The 14,736-nt window shown below is 70.6% G+C and carries 13 protein-coding genes; 5 read left to right on the top strand and 8 right to left on the bottom strand.

Features of this window, described 5'->3' with window-relative positions; all coding sequences use genetic code 11:
* Positions 1-95 precede the first annotated feature (95 nt).
* Positions 96-800: a two-component system response regulator CseB gene (gene cseB / locus MRBLMG1_RS10760; protein ID WP_367823096.1), complete on the top strand. Its 705-nt coding sequence runs from the start codon at positions 96-98 to the stop codon at positions 798-800.
* Complete coding sequence (cseC, locus tag MRBLMG1_RS10765; protein ID WP_414721568.1) at positions 689-2,164, top strand: two-component system sensor histidine kinase CseC; 1,476 nt, start codon at positions 689-691, stop codon at positions 2,162-2,164. Before cseB ends, cseC begins: the two co-directional genes overlap by 112 nt.
* 190 nt (positions 2,165-2,354) lie before the next feature.
* On the opposite strand, the gene MRBLMG1_RS10770 is transcribed toward cseC, so the two are convergent.
* Positions 2,355-3,935 (bottom strand): MDR family MFS transporter, encoded by a 1,581-nt coding sequence (locus MRBLMG1_RS10770; protein ID WP_367823100.1) that lies wholly within the window; start codon positions 3,933-3,935, stop codon positions 2,355-2,357.
* 98 nt (positions 3,936-4,033) lie between these two features.
* On the opposite strand from MRBLMG1_RS10770, the gene MRBLMG1_RS10775 reads away from it, so the two are divergent.
* The gene (locus MRBLMG1_RS10775; RefSeq protein WP_367823102.1) at positions 4,034-4,597 is read left to right on the top strand and encodes a TetR/AcrR family transcriptional regulator; all 564 of its coding nucleotides are present in this window, start codon (positions 4,034-4,036) and stop codon (positions 4,595-4,597) included.
* Positions 4,598-4,607: 10 nt separating this feature from the next.
* On the opposite strand, the gene MRBLMG1_RS10780 is transcribed toward MRBLMG1_RS10775, so the two are convergent.
* Positions 4,608-5,327, bottom strand: a complete 720-nt coding sequence (locus MRBLMG1_RS10780; RefSeq protein ID WP_367823104.1) for a M23 family metallopeptidase — start codon at positions 5,325-5,327, stop codon at positions 4,608-4,610.
* A gap of 475 nt (positions 5,328-5,802) precedes the next feature.
* Between MRBLMG1_RS10780 and MRBLMG1_RS10785 the strand changes: the two genes are divergently transcribed.
* Complete coding sequence (locus tag MRBLMG1_RS10785; protein ID WP_367823106.1) at positions 5,803-8,667, top strand: NACHT domain-containing protein; 2,865 nt, start codon at positions 5,803-5,805, stop codon at positions 8,665-8,667.
* A gap of 60 nt (positions 8,668-8,727) precedes the next feature.
* On the opposite strand, the gene MRBLMG1_RS10790 is transcribed toward MRBLMG1_RS10785, so the two are convergent.
* A complete protein-coding gene (locus MRBLMG1_RS10790) occupies positions 8,728-11,250 on the bottom strand; it encodes an ATP-dependent Clp protease ATP-binding subunit (protein ID WP_367823108.1) in 2,523 nt (840 codons plus the stop codon).
* Positions 11,251-11,722: 472 nt separating this feature from the next.
* Between MRBLMG1_RS10790 and MRBLMG1_RS10795 the strand changes: the two genes are divergently transcribed.
* The gene (locus tag MRBLMG1_RS10795; RefSeq protein ID WP_367823109.1) at positions 11,723-12,313 is read left to right on the top strand and encodes an SCO3374 family protein; all 591 of its coding nucleotides are present in this window, start codon (positions 11,723-11,725) and stop codon (positions 12,311-12,313) included.
* Here MRBLMG1_RS10795 and MRBLMG1_RS10800 read toward each other — a convergent pair.
* The 5 genes from MRBLMG1_RS10800 to MRBLMG1_RS10820 form a co-directional block, all read right to left on the bottom strand.
* Positions 12,292-12,624 (bottom strand): histone-like nucleoid-structuring protein Lsr2, encoded by a 333-nt coding sequence (locus MRBLMG1_RS10800; RefSeq protein ID WP_017240029.1) that lies wholly within the window; start codon positions 12,622-12,624, stop codon positions 12,292-12,294. The genes MRBLMG1_RS10795 and MRBLMG1_RS10800 overlap by 22 nt on opposite strands.
* A gap of 125 nt (positions 12,625-12,749) precedes the next feature.
* Positions 12,750-13,295, bottom strand: coding sequence for an amino-acid N-acetyltransferase (locus MRBLMG1_RS10805; protein ID WP_367823111.1), 546 nt, complete (start codon positions 13,293-13,295; stop codon positions 12,750-12,752).
* A gap of 9 nt (positions 13,296-13,304) precedes the next feature.
* Positions 13,305-13,724: a BlaI/MecI/CopY family transcriptional regulator gene (locus MRBLMG1_RS10810; protein WP_367823113.1), complete on the bottom strand. Its 420-nt coding sequence runs from the start codon at positions 13,722-13,724 to the stop codon at positions 13,305-13,307.
* Positions 13,725-13,854: 130 nt separating this feature from the next.
* Entirely contained in the window at positions 13,855-14,034 is a 180-nt protein-coding gene (locus tag MRBLMG1_RS10815; RefSeq protein WP_367823114.1) for a hypothetical protein, read from the bottom strand.
* A gap of 14 nt (positions 14,035-14,048) precedes the next feature.
* A complete protein-coding gene (locus MRBLMG1_RS10820) occupies positions 14,049-14,621 on the bottom strand; it encodes a hypothetical protein (protein ID WP_367823682.1) in 573 nt (190 codons plus the stop codon).
* Positions 14,622-14,736 lie beyond the last annotated feature (115 nt).

Genomic DNA, 14,736 nt, shown 5'->3' on the forward strand with positions numbered 1-14,736 from the left:
TCCCGCCCCCCTGCCCCTTGCTCCGCACCCCGACCGACCGCAGCCCCGACCGACCGCAGCCCGACCGACCGACCGCACCCCGAAGGACACGCACGATGGCCGAGACCCATGTCCTGTTCGTCGAGGACGACGACGTGATCCGTGAGGCCACCCAGCTCGCCCTGGAGCGGGACGGCTTCCGCGTCACGGCCATGCCCGACGGACTCTCCGGCCTCGACGCCTTCCGGGCGCAGCGGCCGGACATCGCCCTGCTCGACGTGATGCTGCCCGGCATGGACGGCGTCAGCCTCTGCCGCCGCATCCGCGACGAGTCGACGGTGCCGGTCATCATGCTGTCGGCGCGCGCCGACTCGATCGACGTCGTCCTCGGTCTGGAGGCCGGCGCGGACGACTACGTCACGAAGCCCTTCGACGGCTCGGTGCTCATGGCCCGCATCCGGGCCGTGCTGCGCCGCTTCGGGCACGCGGGCGGGGTGGGCTCCGGCGAGCACGGGGACGCGCCGGGCGACGGTGGCGGGCTCCTGGTCTTCGGCGACCTGGAGGTCGACACCGAGGGCATGGAGGTCCGCCGGAGCGGGCAGCCGGTGGCGCTGACCCCCACCGAGATGCGGCTGCTCCTGGAGTTCTCGGCCGCGCCGGGCACCGTACTGTCCCGGGACAAGCTCCTGGAGCGGGTCTGGGACTACGGCTGGGGCGGCGACACCCGGGTCGTCGACGTCCATGTCCAGCGGCTGCGCGCCAAGATCGGCCAGGACCGGATCGAGACGGTCCGCGGCTTCGGCTACAAGCTCAAGAGCTAGCCCGGCATGAACCCACGCACACCCTCGCCCGAGACGGGTCCGGTCCGGTGAAGCTGTTCCCCCTGCGGACCGGGGTCCGCTGGAAGATCGCCGTCGCCATCGCGGCGGTCGGCGCCCTCATCGCGGTCACCCTCAGCATCGTCGTGCACAACGCGGCCCGGATCTCGATGCTCGACAACGCCCGCGAAGTCCAGATGGAGCGGCTGCTCTTCGCCCAGCGGATGTACGAGACGTCGAAGCCCAAGGAGCCCCGCTTCGGCACGAAGATCAACGACCCGGCGCTGCCGGCCCAGCTCGACCAGCTGATGCGGGACAACCGGCGCGGCACGTACGTGCAGCAACACCGGCACGGCGGGCCGCCCGACGTGTGGGCCGCCGTGCCGCTGGCCAGCGGCGACGTGCTGTCGCTGCACATCCCCTTCGCCGACCGCAGCGCGACGATCATGAACGATCTGGACCGGGCCCTGGTCATCGGCTCGGTCTCGGTGGTCTTCGGCGGCTGCGCCCTCGGCGTCCTGATCGGCGGCCGGATCTCCCGGCGGCTCAGGAAGGCCGCCGTCGCGGCCGGCCGGGTCGCCCAGGGCAACACGGACGTGCGGGTGCGGGACGCCGTCGGCGGGGTCGTACGGGACGAGACCGACGACCTGGCATGGGCGGTCGACGCCCTGACCGACGCCCTGAACGAGCGGATCGAGGCCGAGCGCCGGGTCACCGCGGACATCGCGCACGAGCTGCGGACCCCGGTGACCGGGCTGCTCACGGCCGCCGAACTGCTGCCGCCCGGCCGTCCGACCGAGCTCGTACGGGACCGGGCGCAGGCGATGCGGACCCTCGTCGAGGACGTCCTGGAGGTGGCCCGCCTCGACAGCGCGTCGGAGCGGGCCGAGCTCCAGGAGATCGCGCTCGGGGAGTTCGTCGAGCGCCGGGTGCGCGCCCTTGACCCCGAGGTGGTCGTCCGGGTCGTCCACGACTCCTGGGTGAACACCGACCCGCGGCGCCTGGAACGCGTCCTCGGCAACCTCCTCGCGAACGCGGCCAAGCACGGCAAGCCGCCGGTCGAGGTCACCGTGGAGGGCCGGGTGGTGCGCGTCCGCGACCACGGCCCCGGATTCCCCGAGGCGCTCCTCAAGGAGGGGCCGAGCCGCTTCCGTACGGGCACGAGCGACCGGGCGGGCCAGGGTCACGGCCTCGGCCTGACCATCGCGGTGGGCCAGGCGCGGGTCCTCGGCGCCCGGCTGACCTTCCGGAACGTGGCCTCCGAGGGGGCCGCGAACGGGGTCGGCGGCGCCATCGCGGTCCTCTGGCTCCCCGACCACGCCCCGACGAGCACGGGCAGCTTCCCGATCCTGCGCCTGCCGGAGTGAGGACGGCGGGGGCGTAGGCGGCGGGGGCGTTGGCGGTGCCGGGGACTTACGGCGGTGGGACTTACGGCGGTGGGACTTACGGCGGTGCCGGGGGCCGGGGGCTTGAGGCGGCGGCGCGAGCCTGGACGTACGGCAGTGGGGCAGGTCCTTCGAAGGACCTGCCCCACTGTTCGTACGCGCGTGCCGGAGGTCAGACCGTCTCGGCGACCTTGGCGCTGTCGTCGTCCGCCGCGGGCTTCGGCGCCGCCGCCGGGCCCGCTCCGCGGAGCGTGACCTCCTTGACGAAGAAGGCGAGGGCGAAGCCGAGGACGGCGACCGCCGAGGCGAGCAGGAAGGCGCCGTGGGTGCCGGTGGCGACCGCGTGCTGGTAGGCCTCGCGGAGCGCCGCCGGCAGCTTGGCGAGGCTGGCCGCGTCGAGCTGCGCGGTCCGCTCGGTCAGGCCGGACCCGCCGCGGGCCGTCATCTCGTCCTGGACGCGGCTGGTGAACAGCGCGCCCATGATCGCGACGCCGAAGGAGGAGCCGAGCGTCCGGAACAGGGTGGTGGAGGAGGAGGCGACGCCCATGTCCTTCATCTCCACGCTGTTCTGGGCGACCAGCATGGTGATCTGCATGAGGAAGCCCATGCCGGCGCCGAGGACGGCCATCCAGACGCCGGAGACCAGGCGCGAGGTGCCGGTGTCCATGGTGGAGAGCAGGAAGAGGCCGGCCACCATGAGGGCCCCGCCGACGATCGGGAAGACCTTGTACTTGCCGGTGCTGGTGGTGACCCGGCCGACGACCAGCGAGACCACCATCATCGACAGCAGCATCGGCAGGAGCAGCAGACCGGAGTTGGTCGCCGAGGCGCCCTGGACGGACTGCTGGAAGATCGGCAGGTAGAGGACCGCGCCGAACATCACGAAGCCGGTGATGAAGCCGATCAGGGACATCAGGGTGAAGTTGCGGCTGCGGAAGATGTGCAGCGGCATGATCGGGTCGCTCGCCCGGGTCTCGACGAAGAGGAACGCGGCGAGCGCGGCGGCTCCGCCGACGGCGAGGCCGACGATCGTGGCCGAGCCCCAGGCGTACTCCGTGCCGCCCCAGGTGGTGACGAGGACGATCGCGGTGATGCCGACGGTCAGCAGTCCGGCGCCGAGGAAGTCGATCCGGGTGCCGGTGGCGCGCTGCTTCTTCGGCAGGTGCAGGACGGTGGTCACCATGGCGAGGGCGACGACGCCGAGCGGCAGGTTGATGTAGAAGGACCAGCGCCAGCCCCAGTGGTCGGTGATGGTGCCGCCGACCAGCGGTCCGCCGATCATGGCGAGGGCCATCACGCCGGCCATCATGCCCTGGTACTTGCCGCGCTCACGGGGCGGGATCAGGTCGCCGATGATCGCCATGACGCCGACCATGAGGCCGCCGGCGCCGAGGCCCTGGATGGTGCGGAAGCCGATGAGCTGGCCCATGTCCTGGGCCATGCCGCTGAGCGCCGAGCCGATCAGGAAGATCACGATCGAGGTGAGGAAGACGCCCTTGCGGCCGAACATGTCGCCGACCTTGCCCCAGAGGGGGGTGGAGGCGGCGGTGGCGAGGGTGTAGGCGGTGACGACCCAGGAGAGGTGCTCCAGGCCGCCGAGCTCGCCGACGATCGTCGGCATCGCGGTTCCGATGATCATGTTGTCGAGCATCGCGAGCAGCATCGCGATCATGAGGGCGAGCAGGACGACACGGACGCTGCGCGCTGGCGGTGCCTCCTCCTCGGCTGCCTTGACTGTCTCGTTCGTCGCCATGTGCTTCCCTTACTTGCCGCCCGGCTAGTTACTACACTGGGGACGGTAGACGCGGAACTAGCCGGTCGTCAAGTAAGTATGTGTGGAAGCGAGAGACCATGGCCCAGGCCCGAGGCAACACCCGCCAGCGCATCCAGGACGTGGCCCTCGACCTCTTCGCCGAGCAGGGCTACGAGAAGACCTCGCTGCGCGAGATCGCGGAACGCCTCGACGTCACGAAAGCCGCGCTCTACTACCACTTCAAGACCAAGGAAGACATCCTCATCGGGATCTTCGAGGACCTGACCCGGCCGATGGACGACCTGATCGCCTGGGCCGAGGGGCAGCCCCGCACCCTGGAGACCAAGCAGGAGGTCCTGCGCCGCTACCAGGTGGCGCTGCGCGCGGCGGAGCCCCTCTTCCGCTTCATCCAGGAGAACCAGGCCACCGTGCGCGAGCTCAGCGTCGGCCTGACCTTCAAGGAGCGCATGCTCACCCTGAGCGACCTCATCCAGGAGCCCGACCTCCCGATGACGGACCGGGTCCGCTGCGTCAGCGCGATCTTCACCCTGCACGCGGGCACGTTCTTCATGCAGAACGTCGAGGGCGACCCCGAGGACAAGCACGGAGCCGTCCTCGAGGTCGCCCTCGATCTGATCAGTCAGGCCTACTCGGCCCACTGAGGCGGGTCGGTCAGATGCCGACGCCGTGGGACCGCAGGAAGGCGGCCGGGTTCACGGCCGAGCCGTAGTTCGGGGTCGTACGGATCTCGAAGTGCAGGTGCGGGCCGGAGGAGTTGCCGGTGTTGCCCGAAAGGGCGATCTGCTGGCCGGCGGCGACCTTCTGGCCGATGTGGACCTTGATCTTCGACAGGTGGGCGTACTGCGAGTACGTGCCGTTGCCGTGCTTGACGACGATCGCGTTGCCGTACGCGGGGCCGTCGCCGCCGCCGTTCGGGCCGGCCTTCACGACGGTGCCCGCGCCCGCGGCCTTGACCGGGGTGCCGACCGGGACGGCGAAGTCCTGGCCGGAGTGCTTGTGGGCCCACATGGCGCCGCCCTGGTTGAAGCTGGCGCTCAGCGAGTACGAGGTGACCGGCTTGACCCAGGCGGCGGCCTTCTTGGCCGTGACGGCCTTCTTCGCTGCCGCGGCCTTCACCGCTGCGGCCTTCGCGGCCGCGGTCTTGGCGGCGGCGGCCTTGGCGGCGACGGCCTTCGCCTGGGCGGCCACCTGGGCCTGGGTCTGGGCCTGGGCCGCGACGGCGGCGGACGCGGTCGTGGCGATCGAGCCGACGGCCTTGCCCTCGGCGGCGAAGGCGGACCCGGCTCCGGCCACCAGCGACGCTCCCAGACCCGCGGCGGCGAGGGCGACGGCGGCGGTACGGGTGGCGGGGTTCATGACGCGCTTCGACATACGGGGGAAAACCTCCGGGAAGTACGGGACCCGACGCGAAGGGGTCTCTGCGTCGGGCTTGCTCATCCTTGGTAACCCGGACCCCCGCCAAGCCCAAAACACCCCATCTACGACATAGCGTCGTAGCGATCTCCGGGGGAGATCGGCTCTTGACGGCCTTGCCTTCAACTCCTGAAACCGGACATACCGGAACAACGGAAACGGTTTATCCGCACGTCGCGAGTGACCGGGACCGCCGGAAAGGCCGCACAGCGCCCGGTTCGGGACCTACGGGACCAACGTCCCGGCAGTTGATCCCTAAACGTCCCGAATCACCACCAAACGTCGCCACTATTCCACTTAGTACCCCTCGAAACGCCTGTGCGCCTTGTCACCAGCCGGCCGCCCCCAATGGGACCTGGGTCACGCGACCGACCCACCCGGAAGGCCGTCCCGCACTACGCTGGCTGATCCGGTGATCTTCGGGGGGACACACATGGACGCGGCACTCATCGGCACCCGGCTCGCCTCGGCGGCGATCAGCCCGCTACTGAAGAAACTGCTGGTCAGCGACGGTCCCGGGGCCGGTCTCCCCGGCAACGCGCCGAAGGTCAGGCTCTCCGGCCTCGTCTCCTTCCGCGGCGAGAAGCGCACCCTCACCGAAAAGGACGTCCGCAGGCTCGCGGCGACGCTCGTCGAACGCTCCCGCGTCGAGGGCGGCGAGGCCCCGTTCCCCGCCGACGAGACCGAGGCCCTGACCCACACCCTCGGGACGACCCTCCTCGCCCTCGGCGACCTCGACATGGACGACGTCCAGGCCGTCCGCCTCGGCCACCAGGCCCTCGCCCGCAGCCTCCGGGCCGCCGCCCCCGCCCCCGACGGCCTCTCCACGGACTCCGTCCGCTACCTCGACTCCCTCACCGAGTGGGCCTGCCTCCACATCCTCGAGTTCTTCACCCAGCGCTCCACCTTCATCGCCCGCAGCCTCGTCGAACAGACCCGCTCCCAGACGGAACTCATCGCCAAACTCGACGAGGTCATCCGCCGCACCCCCCGCCCCGACGGCCGCGACACCGCCTTCGAACACCGCTACCTGACCCACCTGGCCAAGAAACACGGCCGCCTCACCATCTACGGGATCGACCTGCACCACTCACCGGACCGCTGGCCACTGGACGTGGCGTACCTGTCGCTGGAGGCGACGGGCGCGGGGTTCGACAGTCCCTGGTTCGGGATCAGCACGTCTGCCCCCGCGGCGGCCGACGAGCCCTCTCCTGCGGTCGACGGCACGGAGACCAGCCCCTGGTTCAGCGGGGAACCCGCCGGTTTCGGCACCGGCGGCCTCGCGGCGCCCCTGGACCACGGCATCCGCGCCGATCTCGCGCTCGCCCGGCACGACCGGATCCTGCTGCGCGGCCTCGCGGGCTCCGGCAAGACCACGCTCATCCAGTGGCTCACCGTCTCCGCCGCGGCCTCGGACCGGGGCGAGGACATGGCCTACCTGCACGGCCGCATCCCCTTCGTCCTCCCGCTCCGCGCCCTCACCCGCCACGGCGAGCGGCTTCCCGCCCCCGACCGCTTCCTCTCCGCCGCCGGCTGCCCGCTCACCGCACCCGACGGCTGGGCCGACCGGGTCCTGAGCGCCGGTCGCGGCCTGATCCTCGTCGACGGCATCGACGAGATCCCCGAGGCGGAGCGCGGCCGGGCCCGCGCATGGCTCCGCGGCCTCCTCGACACGTACGACGGCAACCGCTGGCTCGTGACCTCGCGCCCCACCGCCGTACAGGACGACTGGCTGGCCTCCGACGGCTTCACCGAGCTGGCCCTCTCCCCCATGGCCCACACCGAGGTCGCCACCTTCGTCCACCGCTGGCACCAGGCCGCCGGACCGGAGGCGGAGCCGTACGAGCAGCCGCTCCTCGACGCCCTCCGCACCACCGAACACGTCGCCCAGCTGGCCACCAACCCCCTCATGTGCGGCCTCATCTGCGCCCTCCACCGCGACCGGCGCGGCTTCCTGCCGCGCGGCCGCAAGGCCCTCTACGAGGCCGCCCTCTCGATGCTCCTCTCCCGCCGGGACCGCGAACGGGACATGGCCGCCCCGTACGGCGTCACCCTCGACCCCGCCCCGCAGATCCAGCTGGTCCAGCGCCTCGCGTACTGGCTGACGCTCAACGGCCGGACCCAGCTGGACCGCGCCCGCGCGGAGGCGATCGTCACCGAGGCGGTCCCCGCCGTCCTCGAAGCCTCCGCGTACGGCTCCGATGCGGTCTTCACCCATCTCCTCCACCGCAGCGGCCTCCTGCGCGAGCCCACCGAGGACACCGTCGACTTCGTCCACCGCACCTTCCAGGACTACCTGGCGGCCAAGGCGCTCGTGGAGCGCTGGGACATCGGCGTCCTCGTGAGGCACGCGGCGGACGATCAGTGGGAGGACGTCATCCGCATGGCGGTCGGCCACGCCCGCCCCCGCGAATGCGCGGAGATCCTGCGGGAGCTGCTGGCGGCCGCCGACGCCGCCGAGTACCGGCACGCCCGGCTGCGGCTCGTGGTCCTGGCGGCGACGGCACTGGAACACGCGACGGAGGTGCCTCCGGAGGTACGCGACGAGGTGCTGGCCCGCACGGCCGAGGTGATCCCGCCACGGACGATGGCGGAGGCGCGCGAGCTGGCCGCGGTGGGCCGCCTCGTCCTCGACCTGCTGCCGGGCCCGGAGGGGCTGCCCGACGAGGACGCCCAGCTGGTGGTGGCGGCGGCGACCCATGTCGCCTCCGACGCGGCGATTCCCTATCTGGCCCGGTTCGTGCGCCACCCCTACCTCCAGGCGCGGTCCCAGCTGGTCTGGGGATGGTCCCGGTTCGACACGGCGCGCTACGCCGAGGAGATCATCGCGCGCCTCGACCCGGACGAGCTCTACTTCACCGTCACGAGCGACGAGCAAGCCGCCGCGCTGGTGCGGCTCGGGCTGCGGCCCGAGCACCTGGACGTCAGGGAGGGCGTCGGCCTCACCGAGCACGGCTTCGCCCACCTGCGTCCTCTGCTGCTCGACGCGCGAAGGCTCAGGCTGCTCGGCGACACCGGCGGGCACCCGGTGCTCCGTGCCATCGCGGCGCTGCGGCCGCCGCGGCTCGCGCAGCTCGTGCTGGAGGTCGACGAGCCTCCTTTCCGTCTGATCGCCGATGCCCTTCCCCACCTGAAGAGCCTCGCCCTCCTCACCCCCGACGCCCCGTCCCGTGCCTCATGGGACGTGACCCCGCTCGCGCCCCTTCGCGAACTGGACGAGCTGTTCGTCATGGGAGGGCGAAGGGTCGAGCTCGCCGGCGTCGAACACCTCCCGAAGGACATCACCGTCATCGTGTGACGCAAAGGGGCGGCCCCGGAACCGTCTGGTTCCGGGGCCGCCCCTTGGTGAAGCCGTGCCTTACGCGTCCTTCGAGAGGTTGGGGCCGGTGCCGCCCGTGGCCTCGATGGGCGGGGAGTCCGGCAGGGCCGTCTTCTCCTCGCCGCGGAAGGTGAACTTGCGCTCTTCGCCGTCGCCCTCGGTGTCGACGACCACGATGTGACCGGGACGCAGCTCGCCGAAGAGGATCTTCTCCGAGAGCGTGTCCTCGATCTCGCGCTGGATCGTCCGGCGCAGCGGCCGGGCGCCCATCACCGGGTCGTAACCCTTCTTGGCGAGCAGCTCCTTCGCGGACTGGGAGAGCTCGATGCCCATGTCCCGGTCCTTGAGGCGCTCGTCGACGCGGCTGATCATGAGGTCGACGATCTGGAGGATGTCGTCCTGGGTCAGCTGCGGGAAGACGATGATGTCGTCCACACGGTTGAGGAACTCGGGGCGGAAGTGCTGCTTCAGCTCGTCGCTGACCTTCGCCTTCATCCGCTCGTAGTTGGACTTCGTGTCGCCCTGGGCGGCGAAGCCCAGGTTGAAGCCCTTCGAGATGTCCCGGGTCCCGAGGTTGGTGGTCATGATGATGACCGTGTTCTTGAAGTCCACGACCCGGCCCTGGGAGTCGGTCAGGCGACCGTCCTCCAGGATCTGGAGAAGGGAATTGAAGATATCGGGGTGGGCCTTCTCGACCTCGTCGAAGAGGACGACGGAGAACGGCTTGCGGCGCACCTTCTCGGTGAGCTGGCCGCCCTCTTCGTAGCCGACGTATCCGGGCGGCGAACCGAAGAGACGGGAAACCGTGTGCTTCTCGCTGAACTCCGACATGTCGAGGGAGATCATCGCGTCCTCGTCGCCGAAGAGGAATTCGGCGAGGGCCTTCGAAAGCTCGGTCTTACCGACACCGGACGGACCGGCGAAGATGAACGAGCCACCGGGGCGCTTCGGGTCCTTCAGACCGGCACGCGTCCGGCGGATGGCACGCGAGAGGCCCTTGACGGCGTCCTTCTGGCCGATGACGCGCTTGTGGAGCTCGTCCTCCATGCGGAGCAGGCGGCTGGACTCCTCCTCGGTCAGCTTGAAGACCGGGATGCCGGTGGCGGTCGCGAGGACCTCGGCGATCAGCTCGCCGTCGACCTCGGCGACGACGTCCATGTCGCCGGCCTTCCACTCCTTCTCGCGCTTGGCCTTCGCGGCGAGGAGCTGCTTCTCCTTGTCGCGGAGCGAGGCGGCCTTCTCGAAGTCCTGCGAGTCGATCGCGGACTCCTTGTCGCGGCGGACGCCGGCGATCTTCTCGTCGAACTCGCGGAGGTCCGGCGGCGCGGTCATCCGGCGGATGCGCATCCGGGAGCCGGCCTCGTCGATCAGGTCGATCGCCTTGTCCGGGAGGAAGCGGTCCGAGATGTACCGGTCGGCCAGGGTCGCGGCCTGGACGAGGGCCTCGTCGGTGATGGAGACCCGGTGGTGGGCCTCGTACCGGTCGCGCAGACCCTTGAGGATCTCGATGGTGTGCGGCAGCGACGGCTCCGCGACCTGGATGGGCTGGAAGCGGCGCTCGAGGGCCGCGTCCTTCTCCAGGTACTTGCGGTACTCGTCGAGGGTGGTCGCACCGATGGTCTGGAGCTCACCACGGGCCAGCATCGGCTTGAGGATGCTGGCGGCGTCGATCGCGCCCTCGGCGGCGCCCGCACCCACGAGGGTGTGGAGCTCGTCGATGAACAGGATGATGTCGCCGCGGGTGCGGATCTCCTTGAGGACCTTCTTCAGGCGCTCCTCGAAGTCACCGCGGTAGCGGGATCCGGCGACCAGCGCACCGAGGTCCAGGGTGTAGAGGTGCTTGTCCTTGAGGGTCTCGGGCACCTCGCCCTTGACGATGGCCTGCGCGAGGCCTTCGACGACGGCGGTCTTGCCGACGCCGGGCTCGCCGATGAGGACCGGGTTGTTCTTGGTGCGGCGGGACAGCACCTGCATGACCCGCTCGATCTCCTTCTCGCGCCCGATGACCGGGTCGAGCTTGGATTCGCGGGCCGCCTGGGTGAGGTTCCGGCCGAACTGGTCGAGGACCAGGGACGTCGAGGGCGTGCCCTCGGCAGGACCGCCGGCCGTGGCGGCTTCCTTGCCCTGGTAGCCGGAGAGCAGCTGGATGACCTGCTGTCGCACCCGGTTGAGGTCGGCGCCCAGCTTCACGAGGACCTGGGCGGCGACACCCTCACCCTCGCGGATCAGGCCGAGCAGGATGTGCTCGGTGCCGATGTAGTTGTGGCCGAGCTGGAGGGCCTCGCGGAGCGAGAGCTCCAGGACCTTCTTGGCGCGAGGGGTGAAGGGGATGTGCCCGGACGGGGCCTGCTGCCCCTGACCGATGATCTCCTCCACCTGCTGGCGGACCGCCTCGAGCGAAATCCCGAGGCTCTCCAGGGCCTTAGCGGCGACACCCTCACCCTCGTGGATAAGGCCCAGAAGGATGTGCTCGGTGCCGATGTAGTTGTGGTTGAGCATCCGGGCTTCTTCCTGAGCCAGGACGACAACCCGCCGCGCGCGGTCGGTGAACCTCTCGAACATCGTTAATCGCTCCTCAGAGCGGTCAGTCAGTTAGGGGTCGATCCCCTCCCTGTCCTTCCGCAGCTTAGTCCCGCAAGCGGGGACCGCTCATTCCAACTGCCGACATCCGTCCGGATCACCCCCTCTTCCGCGGGGAGACCTGCTGCCGAACAGCCGACAAATGCTCCAACCCGATGGTGCGAGACGATGTTCCCGCAGGCCAAGTAGTTACCCGCGCCATCAGTACGCCGATGGCGAACGTGAGACGCCGAAGCCCGCGAGTCGCCCCTCTCCACTAGGAATGTCTTACCCGTAAGGACTGACACTCCATGCGGCGCACCCCGGTTCCCTCCGCTACCAGCGAACACCCTTGCGCGGTCGAATGCACGCGTAGGCCCCATCCCGGACACCGTGCGCGTCCGAAGGGGGACCGAGCGTCACCGCGGAGCCCTCGGAGGCGTAACCAACACGCCCTCGCGGGAGTTCCCCGGGCATGGCCTTCACCGTCCCGCTACCCCGCACGCCGATCGACGGCGGCATCGCACGGTGGTACGAGGACGGGCTCGGCTGGTCGACGGTGGCCGGTCCGCCGGTGCAGCTCGTCACGGGGCTGCGGTTCGACGTCCTGGAACTGCCCGCCGCGGCCGGCCGGGGCGTGCTGCGCCGGATGGGCGCGGCGACTGGTCCGGTGGCCCTGATGGGGCGCCGGATGCGGCTGCTCGTGGCCGCGGGGAGCGCGGAGGAGCTCCCGGGACTGCTCGACTGGCTGGAGTGGGGCGGGATCTCACTGGATCTCGCCGGTCTCGGCGCCGGCGGCCGGATGGCCGCGCCCCTTCCCCCGGGACGCGGCGACTCCGGCACGCGGGGCGCCGCCGTGTGGCTGCGGGCTCCCGTGCCGGGGCGCGAGGTCGAGGCCTCGCTGCCGGCCCTGCGGTCCGCGCCGTGGGGCGGTGCGGACGCCCCCTGCCTGGTGCGCCTCGTGGCCGCCGCCGCGGCGGAGTGCCACCGCGTGCGGCTGCTGAGTGCCCGTACCCGTGGGCCGGCGGCTCAGCAGCTGTCGCCTCAGCGGTTCGCGTCCTCGTAGGCCGCCTTGACGGTGGCGGGCACGCGGCCGCGGTCGTTCACGTCGTAGCCGTTCTCCTTGGCCCACGCGCGGATCTTGGCGGTGTCGGGGCTGCCGGCCGCGACGCGGCCCTTGCCACGGCCGCCCGTGGTGCGGCCACCGGTGCGACGACCACCCGCGGTGTACGGCTCCAGCAGGCCGCGGAGCTTTTCGGCGTTGGCGGTGGTGAGGTCGATCTCGTAGGTCTTCCCGTCCAGTGCGAACGTCACCGTCTCGTCCGCTTCGACGCCGTCGAGGTCGTCGACAAGAAGGACCTGAACCTTCTGTGCCACCGGATTTCCTTTCATCGAAAATGCAGTACGCGGAAAGGAAACCGCTTTTCCCGGAAAAACACAAACCCCTGGCAGAGGTTCAGAACCCCGGCAACGCGGGAAACGTGCGCGATTCGGACATAGGGTTACAGGTGCAGAAGCATCCGGCTGTTGCCCAAGGTGTTCGGCTTCACTCGTTCGAGACCGAGGAACTCGGCGACTCCCTCGTCATAGGAACGCAGGAGCTCGCTGTAGACATCTCCGTCGACCGGGGTCTCGCCGATCTCGACGAAGCCGTGCTTCGCGAAGAAGTCGACTTCGAAGGTCAGGCAGAATACCCGCCGCACCCCGAGCCATCGGGCCGTGTGCAACAACTTGTCGAGCACCTGATGTCCGACGCCGGCTCCCTTGAACTCGGGATCGACGGCGAGAGTGCGGACTTCGGCGAGGTCTTCCCACATCACATGGAGGGCGCCGCAGCCGACGACGGTGGCGTCTTCGTCGCGTTCCGCGACCCAGAACTCCTGGATGGACTCGTAAAGGGTCACGGTCGCCTTGTCGAGCAGGATGCCGCGCTGCACGAAAGGATCGACGAGACGGCGGACCGCGGCGACATCAGTGGTGCGGGCCCGGCGGACGGTGACGGCATGGGCGGAGGCCGCGGAGGCGGCCTGGGAGGCAGACGGCGACATGGGGGGACGCTATCGCTCCCCGCCCCCGGTTCCCTCGCCGCCCTCCTCGGGCGGGGTGGCCGGCGGGGTGTCGCGCTGGACGATTCGGATGGCGTCGTTCAGGGCTTCCCGCTGGTCCTGCGACATCATCCCGAAGAAGGCGATGAGTGCGGCGGCCGGGTTGTCGCTCTGGGCCCATGCCTCGTTCATCAGGGCGGCCGAGTAGGCGGCCCGGGTGGAGACCGCGGTATATCGATAGGCGCGGCCTTCGACTTCGCGGCGCACCCAGCCCTTCTGATGGAGATTGTCCATGACGGTCATGACGGTCGTGTAGGCGATGGACCGTTCCTGCTGGAGGTCCTCCAGAACTTCCCGGACGGTCACCGGGCGGTTCCATTGCCAGACGCGCGTCATGACGGCGTCTTCGAGCTCTCCCAATGGACGGGGCACACCGTCACCTTAGTGCGCAAAGAGCCGATTAACGGCCATTGACGGAAGAAAACGAAGCAAAAGGGACGCGCGACCTCGAAGGGTCGCACGTCCCGGGTGCTGCGCCGGCCGGCCCTGCGGGGCGGCGGCCTCAGGAGGCGGTGGTGCCGTCCGCCTGGCGGGTGGCCTCGGCGCGGGCGAGCGCGGCGTCCACGACCGCGTCCTCCTTGGCCTTGTTCGGGCCGCCCTGGCTCTTCACGATCGTGACGACGAGGCCGATGAAGAACGCGGCCATCACGACGGGGGGCAGGAGCGCGGATACGTAGTCCATGACGACCAGGGTAGCTATCCGGCGACCCGCTCCTCGGGCGGGGGCGGAGGTACGGGCCGCCGCCGCGGCGGGAACACCTCGGAGGGCTTGGGCACCGGACGCTCCGCCGGGACGGGCGGCGTCGGCTTGGGCTCGTCGGCCGCCGCGCGCCCGCCGGGGAGCGCGAGCAGGCGGGCCCGCGGCACGCCGGACGCCGTGGCGGCGGTGGCCTGGGAGACCCGGGCCAGGCGGGCGCGTACGGAGCGCTCGGCGAGGATCCGGCAGCGGTCGAGCAGCTCGGCGACCTCCGCGTTGCGCCGCAGCGCGCGCAGGGCGGCGAGGTCGTCGGCGGCGGGGTCGTACCCGGCGGCCAGGGCGTCCCTGAGGAGCCCCAGGTAGCCGCCGAGCGACCCGGGGAGCGCCTCGCGGTAGCGGGCCAGGTCGTCCAGGAGGAAGGCGCGCAGCCGGCCGGCCTCGCGCACGGCCTCGTCCACGGATGCGGCCAGGCTCAGACAGTCCTGGACGTCCTCGTCCTGGAGGGGGGCGGGGTGGAGGGCGGTGGCAAGGGCACGACGGAGCACACGCAGCTCGTCCGCGCTGAACGCCATGCCGCCGCGGGATCCGTATGGCGTGGGCATGGGCCGACACTACGCGCTAATCGGACAATTTTCTCTTAGCGATCATTCCGGCGCGCCGCCTGCCGCGACCGCGCCACGCCTCACG

The organism is Streptomyces sp. LMG1-1-1.1 (assembly GCF_040815545.1).
Taxonomy (GTDB): domain Bacteria; phylum Actinomycetota; class Actinomycetes; order Streptomycetales; family Streptomycetaceae; genus Streptomyces.